Here is a 14,402-nt window from a genome sequence, read left to right as displayed (position 1 = left end):
TAAAACAAGCAATATGCAGAATAATATTATTATAAAAAATTTTCAACTAAGAGCAGCTCGATCTGTGCTAGGAATAGGAGTAAGGGAAATAGGTCATTGCTTAGGGTTAAGCGGAGCAGCAATATCAATATGGGAACATAAAGGTAACCTTGAAAATTTAAAGACATCCGCTGATAACATTTTACTATTAACTGAATTTTTTAAATCACATAATATTATATTTCCTGACGAGAATAGCGTTACTTTGCGTGAAGAGGTAAAAAGATCCAATAATGAGGATTGTGTTTTAACTAGATTTCAACTTAGAGCCTCTCGTATAGCTCTTAATATGACTCAAGTTGATTTAGCTAATTTCATAGGAGTAACCCGACAAGTCATTTCCAGAGCAGAACACTTAAGAAACAATGAATATATACGCCCTCTAGAAAAAGAAGCATCTCTTAAAATTAGGAATTGGTTTGAAAATAACAAAATATCATATAAAGATTGTTATACAATATCCTTATCAGATAAAAAATAAATACGAAAATTATTGACTAAAGATCGAGCATCAGTTAAACTCGTCAAATCTAACTTATTTGAATAAAAAAAGGCGCTAAGAACACAAGGAACTTAACACCTCATAAAACAAAAGTTTTTACTGTAAAATAAGATATCTTTGGACGGATACTTCTTATACATACAAACTACTCTATTTTATAGAAGAAGTCAAGCAATCTTTGATTTTTAGCTCCGTTATGGGGCAAAAAATGCAAAATTTATCACTAGTTGAGAGTAACTCTCAACTATTTACTGTAGATAATTACTTATCTTTTAACTTAAATGATTATACTAATCTTAGCCTTACCACGTTCCAATCTCTAACAGAGACAAAATCCTATATTCCAATCACTGGATGCGTACTTGAACACATTCTTACAACTACTAACCTTACCAATCACGAAAAACTCTACTACTTACTAGCCGATAGCCTTGCTTTAGTAAGTAAGAATAAAAATCACCATAGATCATGCGCTTTACCAAGTGAAGACTGGTCTGATCGCCTTGGATGTTCTCGTTCTTTAGTTTTTACTATGCAACAAAGCTTAGTACAGAAAGGCTATTTTATTATAAATAAAGATTGGGATAAAATAGGTAGAAACAAAAGAAATCTTATTATTCCGACTCTCCCTGTTTCCATCTTTAATCATTTAAATGATAAGTTTTCTGATAGAGCAGGGGAACATGATACTTATAATAAATTCACTGATTGTAAAAGGTCTTATCTAGATAGAACTAAGTTATTCATTAAACTTAATTATGATCTTCTTAAGATCATTACTTCTAATGAATATCTAAATCCTAGACAGAAGATTCTGTGGTTGAGTTTTTACACTAGGTGTTATAAAAACTATATGCTTCAAAACAGAGAAGTAGGCAAATATAGCTATAATAATGATTCTAGTTTTTCTTTTATCTCTTCTTACGGAGAACTTGCTGATCTATATTCTTGTGATGCCAAGCATCTATCTAAATCTATAAGAACCATAGAAAAGCTTGGGTTTATTAAAACTCAGCATTTCTATACTAGAAATAAGCATGAGTACAGCTGCATTGACCAAGAACGACAAGATCAGTCTTTATGGAAAATCACTCTTTCATTACCGAGTGATTGCTTTTTAAAATTAGAAAAAGTAAAAAATCGCTCTAATCTTAACCCAAATGATAGATCCGTCACAATAGCTGATAATACTATTGATTCAAGATTAATGGAAAATTATTTGATGCTAAATGGTATAAAGTTCAATCTGGATTTAGAGAAAAACTCTTCATTAGAATCAATAATTGATAATACTGATATTCCTCTCTCACCAACAGATAACTATATTGATTCTGTAATGAAAGAATTGGAAACATCAGAAGATCTTGCCTCGTCTGATTCTTTTTCTAAAACTTTACCCACTCTGGAAACCATTGATAATAAAGCAGAGAAAAACGATGGAATCAAATCTGACCCTACTTTCGCCAAATCTGGACTACTATTAAATAAAGACTTCTTATTAAAAATAAAAGATATTAAAAGTAACTTAGGGGCTACGCCAAAAGTTCTTTTTGCTAAATTTTTAAAGAGGTTTAAAGAAGATGATTGTAATAAGAATATCGATACTCAAAAAAAAGAGGAAGAATTTAATATTCATTCCGAACTGATTCAAGAAAAATTAAAAGAACTACCAAGAGATAAAGCCGATAAGGCTAGAAAGTTTGCCTATTCGCTTGTTTCTAAAAAACTTGCCAAAGGTTATGCCGAAAGATTAACCAAACATGAGCTAGCCAAGCAACTAATCCATCATGCTGCTAGCTGGAAACCTACTAAACTCGGTTTTATTTCTAGGGATAAAGAGATAGATACCGCATTGTCGGTAGCTTGGAAAGCTATAGTCGGCGGAACATGGAAAATTCCTCTAGAGCTAGCAAAAGCTGAGGTATTGCAGTATGAGTTCAAGCATTATAGGCGGAAATATCAAGAATCCGGTATTTTGTCTAGAGAAATAAAGTCCTTAGAAGTAGAAGTTAATAAATTACTCGGTAGATGGTGTGATTTGAATAGTAAGATTACCGAAGGGAGAGAAGAGAGCAAGAATGATATTGCTAATAATCAATATCAGATTGAGCTGGGACAAAATTACGGCATGCTTGATGATATCGGGAATAATTTAATCGATAGACACGATTACCGCCGAGACTTTAACTTACGGCATCGGTTAAACCGTGATGACCTTGATATTATAGATAATAGAACTAAAGATATTAACCTTTATGATATAGATTTATCGCATATATCAGATGAGCAAAGATATTTAAAACTACAAGGCAGTAATACAGATATAATGGAAATTGCTACCATTGACCATAAGCAATATTTCGGTAAACTTAAAACTATTGAAGTAAACGACTGCGGTGATTTAGTGATGACGCTAAAACCTATAAAAGACAAGGAGTTCTTTGGATATAGCACAAGATTACCACATATTAACAAAACCGAATCGGTATTAGATAATGTAGAAAATTTATCAATTTCCAATGTTGGTTATATAGATCCGGTTGAACATGATCAACAATCTCGGCAAGGGTTTGCTAAAATAGACAATGCTTTATCCGGTATTTTCAATGCTTTAAAATACAAGAAAATTTGATATAGGTCTCCTTTAAAGATAAAACTATAAAGGAGTACGGGATTATACGATGCAAATATTAATAATTAACTAACAACCGGCGTAAACCTAAGGTAGGTAATTTTGGAAGTACGATTGTTGATAATAAAATATATAATATTTTGTAAAGTTAAAGGAACTTGAAATGAATGATCTTTTAAAGTCCGCTTCTATAAAGTTTTTCTTTAAATCAGGTTCATATTCAGTTGTTTTAGGGTAAAATAGAGATAGTATTACTACTAATAGTTTAATTATTGATGAGTTTAAAAATAAACAACGACTAATAGATACGACATGTATCTTGAAAGAGAAGGTCAAATTTAGCACTTGATTCCTAAGACACTATCAGAACCAAAATAAATCAATAGTGGTCTAACTCTAGATATAATGCTGATTACACTTATTCATAAAAGTAGACACAGGTTAAATTTACTCTGTTAGCTGTAAATTTTTGGGTACCATTATATTGACTTAGCACCTCGGTATAAATACAGCATTTAATTATTTAAAAGAAAATTATAAAATAATGCTAAAATATCACTTTAGTTAATTATTTGTTAGTATAATTGTGTTTTTATTAATTAGTAAATTTTAATTCTTGTTTGCTAAATGATTAAACAATTTCTTAAAAAAGATATTATTGCTTCAACAATTTGTCTCTTTATATTATCTTTAATAATAGGAATTAGTTTTTATTATTATGAATATAATAGATTTAACAAAGATTTGATACATAGAAAGAATTGTTTGTTAAATTCATTTTTTAAATTATTAGCAGATGATTTTATCAAGCTAAAATATAGTATGGAAAATCACTCTGATAAAAATAAACATCAATTGGTGGTATATGACTTAAGTTATATAAAAAATTATAAATGTCTTTCTAAGAAGCATGATAATGAAAACGATTTTATTCTGGAAGAACCTATAAAAGATATAAAACAGTTAATATGGAATCATCGAAATAGCAATTTATCATGTATTATAGATGTGAACCTATTGAACAAAGAGTTTAAAAGATTTGATCATAACGTTAATCAAATAAGTTACTATTTAGAAGTACAAGACAAATTATTGCCAGAATTTATTAAAATACCTATCAATTTTATTCAAGATAACCATACTCAACTAATTTTGGAACAAAAAATCAAGATACTAACAGATGTTTACTTAGTATTTGGTTATCAAAATAGTTTTATAATTTTAGAAAAAAGTAAAATTATAAAATCATCAATCCTGCTGACACTAATAGTATTTGTTATAGTTAATTTAACATATTTCTTTTTAAGAAGAGCTCTTTTATATAGCTTGTATAACGACATAAGTAGCAGCAGAAAAGCCATAAAAAAAGAATTGGAAGAGTTGATTCCGAAACACAGACAACTTGAAGATCAATTGAATAATATTAAAGAAGAAACTAAAATCTTGCGATCAATTACGCATAATGTTTTTGTGCAATTAAAACACGAATTGAATACCATAAATAAAATTGCTGTACATTTAGATTCATTCCAAGAGCAAACAAAACATGATTGGCTTTTGAAACAAATTATAAATATTAGTTATCGGAATTCAGATAAATTAATTAAAGTTTATCAAGAAGAAATTATAGAAATAAAGAAATTTATCAATACAGGATTATCAATTTTTGCTCAGCAAATTAAGAATAAAAATATTGTTGTATCCTTAGAAATAAACCAAGTATTAATAGATAGTGATGTAAGTAAAGTAGCTTTTCAACAAATTATATATAGTGTATTAAGGTTAGTAATTACAAGGCTATTAAAGAACGATGAATTATTTATATCGTTAAATAAAATTGATAATCTTTATATTTTATATATCGAAGATAATAGTCTTAATGATATCATAGTACCTGTAGCAAGTGATGAAATATTTTTTCTCGGAATGGATGACTTGCAAAAATTATTAGATTTTTACCATATAAAATATATAAGCATAAAAGAAAAAAATTTGAATAAAATAAAGTTACATATACCGTTTAAACAAGTGAGCAAATACTCAGATAAGAAAACTCCTAGTAATAATAATGTGATAAATTTAAGAGATTACGCAAACGATGTATAAAAATATTGTAATACTATTATACATACTATCATCTTTCCTGCCCAGCGCTTTATCTGTTACAGATTCTGCTATCATAAACAATTCACAAAAACCGTCAAAATATTTTGAAGGTAGAGTTCTATATTTAAAACAAATCAAAGAATTATTAAATAAAAATAAAGTAGTGCATATAAGTGGTTTGGGAGGAATTGGTAAGACTCAAATAGTAAGAAAATATATTCAAGTATCACAAAATAAATATGATATAATATGGTGGTTTGATTGTGATAATGAATTAAACTCCCAGTTGGTTGGGTTAGCTGAAAAAATAAATAGCATTCCTCGCTTTAATGCTAAAATTAATACTTCGGGTAATATTATATTATATGAAATTAAAGATTTTTTTAAAAGCTATAATCCAAAAATATTATTAATATTCGATAATTTTAACAAAGATAATTTATGCGCAGATCAAATTTATACATTAACAGATTTTAAATCAACTAACTTGATTTTTTGTTCTAGATACAAAATCTCATATAATTCTTTTATTGACTTAGAACGATTTACCAGAAAAGAATCTATAGATTTTATCAATAAAAAACTGCCCAATAAACCAAACTCTTCTCTCTTAGCGGAAATATTGGGCGATTACCCTTTAGCTTTAGACCAAGCCATTGCCTTTTTACTTGAGAATCCTAGTGTAACTGTAAAAGAGTACGCTAAATTGATAAGTACTGCTAGTGATAAAGTATTTAAAGTTATAGATAGTCAGTATGAAGACAATTTATATAAAGATACTTTTTCTCATACTATTAGTTTAACTTTTAATAGAATTAAAAGTAATTATCCAAACTCATATAGAATGTTGTTGTATTGTAAATACCTTGATAATGAAAATATAGCCAATGATATATTACAAAACGCTTATATTGACTCAGTACCGGAATATACAGTCATAAAATATTTAGAAACACTTAAACCTTTGATAGGATATTCTATAATTAGTGTTAATGATGAGTTTAATGATAAAAAACAAAAATATTTTCAGATGCATAAATTAGTTCAAGTGATGTTAACGGAAGAAACAATAGAATTGTCTCAAGACAAAGAAAACATTCAACATTTATTGGAAGTAATATCAAATCAAATTCCTGAACCTGGAGACGCAAGTTATTTAATAAATTATGTACAAAACAATTCTGTAATAATAAAAAATGCAGAAAAAGTATTAGAAAAATCAAAAGCTTTTGAGGTAATTACAAAAGAGCAATTTGCCTTGGCAGTCAAATTATTACGTGTGTATATGTTTAATTTGCAATACGAAAAATCAGCAAAACTAGTGAAATATCTAGAACAAATGATTAATAATAATAATTATCAATTTGTAGACAATAAATCTAAAATGCATCTAGGAACATATTATATGTTAAAAGCAGTTTTGACTGATTTTGCTTACAGTGATTATAAAATTAGTATTCATGATCTAGAAAAATCAAGAGCATTTATTAAAAAATCCTGAAGGATTATCTATACAATACGTAACTTTATGTCAGCTAGCGCAAACATTGTTGTACTCTGGAGATTTATCCAATGCTGCTAATTATATCCTTGAAGTTGAAGAGATCTTAAAAAAATACTCTCCAAAAGCAAATACCGGCTTGTTTTATTTTATAAAAGCAAAACTTGAAATGGAACAAGGTAATTTTAATCAAGCTTTAAACACTATAAAAATAGGAAAAAGTTTTACAGAGCAAGAGTTTCCTAATGATAATTTCACAGTAATTCCTGACATTGTGTTGCTCTCAGAAATTTTAGTAAGGTTAGATAAAGTACAAGAAGCATATAATAACCTTAGAGGCTTATATAATGATTCTTTTAATTATGTTGATTCTGATCATGAACTTCAAGCTAGAATATTAATTACTTTAGCAAATATAGAAAATAAATTAGGAAAAATATCAGATGCTGATACTCATATCAGCAGAGCCATGAAAATAGAAGAACATACCTCAAATGCTGATCTAAATGATGATTTAGCATCGGCATATGTAGTATATGCAGATATTATTTATAACAAAGGTAATTTTAAATTATCTAAAAACTATTATGAAAAAGCATTAAAGATATATAACAAACGGTTTGAAGATAGAATTGAGTGGGATACTTTAAGTGAGCTTTATACAAAGCTTGCTATGATAGCATTAAAACTTGAAGATTTATATACTGCGACTCAATATTATGAATTACATAATAAATATTTTGGTATAAAGCACCCACGCACTAAAGAAATATATCTTGCAATACAAAGGCAGAAAGTAAGAATATAAAAACTATTTATTTATTAATGTTGTTTTCTATAAGCCACTCTATAAAATTAGTGCTTACTTCTTTGTTGTTCTTAATTAAAGAAAAAATATATGATTCTTTTATAAAAAATAAAAAAGTTTCAAAAGGGATCGTAACTTTATTTATTTTTATGTAATTCTCTACAACATTGACCACTTCATCAAACAGCTCTACTACTAATGTATTATATTCTATAGCCGGAGTAGTAATTTTTTCTTCGTTTGAGGTAGTTTCCCCCAAAAGCTCATCTATGCTGCATTCCAATACTTCTGCAATAGCGGCTAATAATTTAATTCCTGGATTTTTAGAAGTACCGTATATTATATTACGAATTGTATTTGGTGATAATTGTGCTTTTTTCTCTAAAGAAGATATAGATAAATTCTTGCCTTCTATCCTATTTAAAATCTGGTCTTTTATTTTTTCTGCTAACATCTATATACAAACTAAAATTTTTAGTATAAAAAGTATTGAAATTATTAAATATATGATATAATCTATTTTTTATAATTAGAAAGAATACACTTAAAAATATGAGAACACTAGGTATTTTAAAAAAAATGCTAAATTTGGAGAGTTGAAAACTAGAGTATTAAACAAAAAACAACAAGCACTATAAAGTTTGGTCGCTAGAAAGTACTTGTTGTTAAAACTTATAACCTAAAGAACATAGGTAATTATGCTTATAACACAAAACCATTCCGGCTGCAATAGTGCAGGCGTGGGGACTGATAATATTTCTCTCAGCGGGAATATAGTACCACACATCTGGTATCATAATCTAACTCGTGCAGGAGGAAAGTCTGATACTGTTGCTATTACCATTCTATCCGAATTGGTGTTTTTACATCGTTATCAGAGTAACAGCGAATTTCAGTTAAAGTTTTCATACTTCAAACAAAAATTCAATTTTGGTCTATCTCAAGTTAAAGCAGGAATAGTTAGGCTTGAGAAAGCAGGCTTGGTTAAGCGTGATCTTAGAACCGTGCGTATGTACGGTAGACTATTCACGAACGAACTGTTTTTGATACTTAATATCGTAGAAGTTTTAAAACTTACAGACCAACAACAGGCAAAAAAATTTCTCTTTAGTGATCGAAATGAGGATAACGGATGCAAAGAAATTTCTACGGATAATATAGATAAGAGTGCGCCAAGGAAAGTGCGTAAAATTCAGTCGGTGAGAATCCGACCTATGCAAAGTCTAACCAACATCATAGAAACGACTATTGCGCTACAGGAGGTGACAAATGTAGTGAAGCCAGTAGAAGTGACATGTCAGGCTGCAACGCAAGTGAAGGTGTTGAGCCCCGAAATATATAAAATCATAGAGGCCGACGTTTTTCTTAGTGCGGAAGGCAACATGAAGGGTGACATTATGGTAAGTCATCACTCACTCTATCGGGGTCTGAGTCCGTGGCATGATATGAGATGGAGTTTACGTGAACTTGGGAGATCTTCTGTGTTCTCGAAAGAGTATGTAAGAACAAGTCAAAATAGACAAGAACCAGCAAATGATACAGAAGAAGTCGGACTGACTGATAGTACTCGGAGTATAGGAAAGCTATGTGCATGGGGAAGCGGTCAGCAATGGGAAGCCTGGTTAAGTACCAGTCAAATTAACACGCTGAGGTTACGGTAATGATGCAGGTTAAACTTAATCAGATAGCTAGAAGAGCGAAGCAAGATAAACGGCTAAAATTTACATCGTTAATACATCATGTGAATGAGGCTAATCTTGCAGAATGCTATCAAGAACTAAAAGCTAATAAAGCTTGTGGGATTGATGGTGAGACAGTTGAATCTTACGGTCAGAATTTACAAGAGAGGCTTAGTCAATTAGTGGTATCAATGAAGTCAAAACAGTATCGTCCGAAACCGGTAAAAAGGGTATACATCCCAAAAGCAGGTAAAAATGAGAAGCGTGGGCTTGGTATACCATCAGTTGAAGATAAGTTAGTTCAAATTATGCTAAAGAAGATCTTAGAACAGATTTATGAAGCAGAGTTTTTGGATATATCTTACGGATTCAGACCTAAGTTGAGTTGTCATGATGCAGTAAAAGCATTAAACAAAGCGGTTATGACTAAACCGATTAACTATATCGTGGAAGTGAATATTAAAGGATTCTTTGATAATGTTAATCACTATTGGCTACAACGTTGCTTAGAGGAGAAAATTGTTGATCGTAATTTACTATGGTTAGTAAGGAGATTCTTAAAAGCTGGAGTAGTTGAGGATGGAAAGCAGTTAGTAACTGAGCTAGGAACTCCTCAAGGAGGAGTAATTAGTCCATTGCTTGCAAATATCTATCTTCATTACGTACTAGACTTATGGTTTAAGAAAGAAATTAAATCACAAGCAAAAGGACACATAGAGCTAATACGCTATTGTGATGACTTTGTAGTATGTTGTGAAAGTGAAAAAGATGCAAAGAGCTTTTTGGAATTACTTCACGCAAGGTTAGAAAAGTTTGGTCTACGGGTATCAGAAAATAAGACCAAAATTCTAAAATTTGGACGACAGGTATGGAAACAAGCTCAGAGAAACAAAGAAAAGGTAAAAACTTTTACCTTTCTTGGTTTTACGCATTATTGCGGTAAGAGTAGACAAGGATATTTTGTTATTGGCCATAAGACTAGTAAAGAAAATATGTGTCGGAAGCTTAAGGAAACTAAGGAATGGTTAAAGAAGATACGTAATAAATTGTGTCTTAAAGAATGGTGGCCAGTACTTAAATCCAAATTAACAGGACATTATAATTACTTTGGAGTTAGCGGTAATTATCGTTGTCTTCAACAGTTTTATAACAACATCTTTTCCATTGTATTTAAATGGGTAAATCGTCGCAGTCAGAAGAAAAGTATGAATTTCGACCAATATCTAAGATACCTACAATGGAATCCGTTACCAACACCAAGGATATGTTATGTGCTGTATTAATTCTAGCTTTAATAGCAAATGTTCCATTGAAGAGCCGTGTGCGGGAAAACCGCAAGCACGGTTCTCTGGGGGTACCATAGCATCGAAACTAATTTTAATTTAAATATAAATATAGAGTAAATGTTATGGTTTCTACCCGACAATATCTAAAAAAGAAATCTAGATCTAATTCTGAAAAAAATGATTTAAAGAAAAATTCAAAACAATTGGAATTAGCAACTCACACTCCTGTCACAACTACTTCAACAAACCTTGAACAATCACAAGCTTTTTTTGACGATCAGAATAATTCTCGAACCAACTCTGAAACAAACACTTCCTCGAACACCTATAAACCTAGCGCTTACACTAGAATCACTCAAACTCTGGGTAAAAAACTAACCGAGTTCCACCCGCTTGTTCAAGACGATGCTGATGTGCTAACCGGCAAATCAGGTCGTAACTTTGACCTGAACTTTATCAACCAATTGATGTTAAAACTGGCAAGTAAATATCCCGATCGTAAGTTTTTTAGCAAAAACTCAGTGTTGAGTTATATGAGCAAGATTCTGCTACACGAGATTAGAGATGCGGTTCAAGTCAGTAACGGTAACTTCAGATTTGGCAATGCTAACGAACAGTCATCGAAGGAAAAATACCTCCAAGCGATCGAAGCTACTACTGCTACTGATAATATTTCAAAATTAAAACGTAAAATTGCAGGAATTTTTCACACCGATATAGCTTATTCATTGCTCAACGGTGCCAGCTATAAAGTTAATAAAGAGAGACTAGTCGTTACTACCGCTGCAACATTAGATCTAACTACTCATCAACAAGATCTTTTGTTGCAACAGGCGCAGTCAGTATACGGCAATCACATCAGATATCTGGATATTTCAGTATTAACACCTACCGCCAGCAAACAACAAACAAGTTCAATAACCACGGCAGTATTTGAAGGAGTATGGGGCAAAATTAGAGAAAACCTTATTGATTATTACGGTTCTGGCGGACTTGGCCTTGATAAATCTTGGTTCAGTAAATTAACGGCTGAAGAAGATCCGACGCGTAAACAACTTACTTTAAAAGCACCGAGCAGATTTATTAAGGATTGGATACAAAGTAATTACTTACAGCTAATTGATAATATCTGTTCGAAAGAAAATTATCAATTAACGGGAGTGGTTGCTATATGAACAGAAACTTTAAGCGCCATTTAATTAAAATCGCTCTTGCAACTAGTATTCTCAAGCTTGTTGTTATGAGTAATTCATATGCAGCAGATATTAATCCAGAAATAGCAAATATCGGTTATTGGTACGATGATTCAGATGTGAGAGGAGTTATTGCCAACCGTCTCGGCGATAGGGTTTATGTTGCTCCTGCCGTGCCTAATTCTCCCTCATTAATTAGTGATGTGGCGGCAGCTGCTTTAATTGAGGCAAGAACCGGTAAACCTGCTTTAATACCGGTGAACTTAAATAATAATCACTGGACGGCTATTGCTATTAGGACAAAAGCGAGCGGTGATATCATGGTATTCTACAATGATTCGTTCGGTAGTAGCTTTGGCGGTACGACTAGCGAGAGCGGCAGGTACATAGAAGCTATTAAACAGCTTGCACCGAATGCCGAAATTATTGATCTGCAAGTAAATCAGCAAAATGACGGATCAAGTTGCGGCGCATTTACCGCCGAGAATCTAATAGCTCTTAGCGTGCTTGATCAGGCAAACCTAACTCCTGAGGCGGCAAGAGAGGCTCTTGCAGGCATTACCGACGCAAAAGCTATACGTATCCTGCAATTAAATAGTTTAGGTAGCCTATACAAAAAGATCATCGCCGGTGAAGATATAGCAAATAGCCGGCTTGCCAAGAGTAATATAGAGACCGCCACCGAGTCGGCTTTTAATGAAACGGCTAATCTGTCATCACTGCTTGCAAACCGTCTATCATATCTTCACTTAGCCGATAACCAAGGCACTGGAATATCTGCCGGTGATGAACCGCTAAATTACGGAGTATGGCTAGCGGGAAATATCGGCACCGGATTATTTAAAGGAAAAGATTCCGGTAAAATAAAACAACATTTAAGCGGAGCAACTATCGGTTTTGACGGCAAAATCGATGAAGATACGACTTTGGGTATAATGTTAAGTTCTAATCTCGGCAGCTTAAAACCAAAAGCTACTACTAATAATAGTCATACTAATTACTCTAATTTCTCTACGAACACTCGTTCTATAATCGGCTCTGTTTACGGAAGTATACAAGCGGATGAGCGTTTAGTATTAACCGGTAGTATCGCTTTCGGCAAACTTTACGGTAAGACTAAATATAAATCGTTCTTAAACGAGGATAACGGTTTTAAATTAAAAGGAGAGCTTTTTGGCGCAAATATCGGTGCTAATTATTATTTACCCATAGCTTCGCTAGTATTAGTGCCGAGCCTTACCGGCTCTTATGAGGGAGTAAAATTTGCGGCTATTAAACAAGGTAATTTAACTACCGGTAAAACCGGTATTCAAAAATTCTCTATTACTCCGGGCTTGTCTCTTGCGACTATATTTGAGTACGACGATTTTCAACTAATTCCGCAAGTTTCCGCTAGTTATAGCAACTCGCCGCTTATTAAATCAAAAAAACTTAACCTAAAGAATGCAAGCGGCAGAATTCTTTCTAACGACAAAATCTCCGTTGCTAAAGATTCATATAATTTGGGGGCAAGCCTGACTTTGGTTTCAAGCAGAATTGAAGCGAGCCTTGGATATGAGAGAGCAGGGCAAAGTAAATACTTAGGTAACACGGGTTATATTAAATTTAGAGTGAATATTTAATACGGAGAATAACGAATGGAAGTAGGTAAAAAGTGTACGAGTTTGAGCAAGCAACAAGGAGTTAATATCTTGCTAAGTATGGTTGCCGTTGCGCTATTAGCGATATCAGCGGCAAATTACGTCGATAATAGAAAGAGGATCGTAATAGAGGAAAAATTTATAACCGAAGCCTCATCTTTTATGGATATGCAAACGAAAAGACTAAAGAAAATTACCGCTAGGGAAGAATATTCCGACAAGCTCTTTATGACCGGACAATTCGACAGAGAGGCATCCGAGAGAATGACTATCCTTGCGGAATTTACCGGATATAAGTTCAAGGGCGAGCAAAACGAACTCGGCGAAGCGGAGGAAGAAGTATCGCAAAATAATAAAGATAGTAGGTAAAAAAAGGAGGTGCTTATGAGTCGTGCTATTGAAGAAATTAACGAATCTCTAACTCTAATATTTAATAAATTGGAGACTATAGAGTCTACGCTCAAGCATCAAGAAGAGGATATTAAAACATATACGGAGCAGAGTCCTAAGGACGAGGATTCTAACAAATTAATAATCGCGGGGCTAAAATCAACGAGAACTTCTTTCGAGTTGCTATGCGATGAAATAGAAGAAATACACTTACTGATAGCGGAATTATTTCAACATATAAAAAAGAAGAACGAGGGAGATAACCTATAATGATAACACCGTTAATCAACAATGATCATACAAATGAGTGCTGCTTTAGAAGGCTTTTCATCGTATGCGTAGTTAGTACTCTTACTTTAGCCGTAATAACGATATCGACTAACCGAGCTTTTGCTAAACAAGCGACCGTTAGCCGAGGGCTAGAGAAGCGACTAAACCTAGTAATCAAGCAAAATAACTTGCCTGAGCTAGCTAAGATTTTGGATCAAGGAGTAAACGTCGATACTAAGAACCGAGACGGACAAACATTGTTAATGATAGCGGGTGCTAATCCGGGATCGTTTTCGATAATGAAACTATTGCTAGAACGAGGAACAAATCCCAATGAACGTAATTCAAAAGGTAAT

12 protein-coding genes and 1 pseudogene are annotated in these 14,402 nt (G+C 32.3%); 12 read left to right on the top strand and 1 reads right to left on the bottom strand.

The window, feature by feature from the left end; genetic code table 11:
- The first annotated feature begins 13 nt into the window (after nucleotides 1-13).
- From Trichorick_RS07675 to Trichorick_RS07655, 5 genes are all read left to right on the top strand, one after another.
- The gene (locus Trichorick_RS07675; RefSeq protein WP_323739084.1) at nucleotides 14-520 is read left to right on the top strand and encodes a helix-turn-helix domain-containing protein; all 507 of its coding nucleotides are present in this window, start codon (nucleotides 14-16) and stop codon (nucleotides 518-520) included.
- 217 nt (nucleotides 521-737) lie between these two features.
- On the top strand, nucleotides 738-3,173 hold the full coding sequence (locus tag Trichorick_RS07670; RefSeq protein ID WP_323739083.1) for a hypothetical protein: 2,436 nt from the start codon (nucleotides 738-740) through the stop codon (nucleotides 3,171-3,173).
- A 627-nt stretch (nucleotides 3,174-3,800) separates the two neighbouring features.
- Nucleotides 3,801-5,279 carry a hypothetical protein gene (locus Trichorick_RS07665; protein ID WP_323739082.1) on the top strand — a complete coding sequence of 493 codons (1,479 nt, stop codon included), beginning with the start codon at nucleotides 3,801-3,803 and terminating at the stop codon, nucleotides 5,277-5,279.
- On the top strand, nucleotides 5,272-6,780 hold the full coding sequence (locus Trichorick_RS07660; RefSeq protein WP_323739081.1) for a hypothetical protein: 1,509 nt from the start codon (nucleotides 5,272-5,274) through the stop codon (nucleotides 6,778-6,780). The genes Trichorick_RS07665 and Trichorick_RS07660 overlap by 8 nt, the downstream gene beginning before the upstream one ends.
- Before the next feature lie 46 nt (nucleotides 6,781-6,826).
- The gene (locus tag Trichorick_RS07655; RefSeq protein ID WP_323739080.1) at nucleotides 6,827-7,588 is read left to right on the top strand and encodes a tetratricopeptide repeat protein; all 762 of its coding nucleotides are present in this window, start codon (nucleotides 6,827-6,829) and stop codon (nucleotides 7,586-7,588) included.
- Nucleotides 7,589-7,595: 7 nt separating this feature from the next.
- Here Trichorick_RS07655 and Trichorick_RS07650 read toward each other — a convergent pair whose 3' ends face one another.
- The gene (locus tag Trichorick_RS07650; protein WP_323739079.1) at nucleotides 7,596-8,042 is read right to left on the bottom strand and encodes a helix-turn-helix domain-containing protein; all 447 of its coding nucleotides are present in this window, start codon (nucleotides 8,040-8,042) and stop codon (nucleotides 7,596-7,598) included.
- A 244-nt stretch (nucleotides 8,043-8,286) separates the two neighbouring features.
- On the opposite strand from Trichorick_RS07650, the gene Trichorick_RS07645 reads away from it, so the two are divergent.
- The 7 genes and pseudogenes from Trichorick_RS07645 to Trichorick_RS07615 form a co-directional block, all read left to right on the top strand.
- Nucleotides 8,287-9,249, top strand: a complete 963-nt coding sequence (locus Trichorick_RS07645) for a hypothetical protein (protein ID WP_323739078.1) — start codon at nucleotides 8,287-8,289, stop codon at nucleotides 9,247-9,249.
- Nucleotides 9,250-9,251: 2 nt separating this feature from the next.
- Nucleotides 9,252-10,550, top strand: a complete 1,299-nt coding sequence (ltrA, locus tag Trichorick_RS07640; protein ID WP_323739127.1) for a group II intron reverse transcriptase/maturase — start codon at nucleotides 9,252-9,254, stop codon at nucleotides 10,548-10,550.
- A 125-nt stretch (nucleotides 10,551-10,675) separates the two neighbouring features.
- Entirely contained in the window at nucleotides 10,676-11,728 is a 1,053-nt protein-coding gene (locus Trichorick_RS07635) for a DnaA N-terminal domain-containing protein (RefSeq protein ID WP_323739077.1), read from the top strand.
- Complete coding sequence (locus tag Trichorick_RS07630; RefSeq protein ID WP_323739076.1) at nucleotides 11,725-13,368, top strand: autotransporter domain-containing protein; 1,644 nt, start codon at nucleotides 11,725-11,727, stop codon at nucleotides 13,366-13,368. Before Trichorick_RS07635 ends, Trichorick_RS07630 begins: the two co-directional genes overlap by 4 nt.
- Before the next feature lie 15 nt (nucleotides 13,369-13,383).
- Complete coding sequence (locus tag Trichorick_RS07625; RefSeq protein WP_323739075.1) at nucleotides 13,384-13,755, top strand: hypothetical protein; 372 nt, start codon at nucleotides 13,384-13,386, stop codon at nucleotides 13,753-13,755.
- A gap of 15 nt (nucleotides 13,756-13,770) precedes the next feature.
- The gene (locus tag Trichorick_RS07620) at nucleotides 13,771-14,046 is read left to right on the top strand and encodes a hypothetical protein (RefSeq protein ID WP_323739074.1); all 276 of its coding nucleotides are present in this window, start codon (nucleotides 13,771-13,773) and stop codon (nucleotides 14,044-14,046) included.
- A pseudogene (locus tag Trichorick_RS07615) lies at nucleotides 14,046-14,402 on the top strand (hypothetical protein); the annotation flags it as partial. The gene Trichorick_RS07620 and the pseudogene Trichorick_RS07615, both read left to right, overlap by 1 nt.

The organism is Candidatus Trichorickettsia mobilis (assembly GCF_034366785.1).
Taxonomy (GTDB): Bacteria; Pseudomonadota; Alphaproteobacteria; order Rickettsiales; family Rickettsiaceae; genus Trichorickettsia; species Trichorickettsia mobilis_A.
Note: the sequence above shows the minus strand (reverse complement) of the source record. Positions and strands in the feature narration are given on the sequence as shown.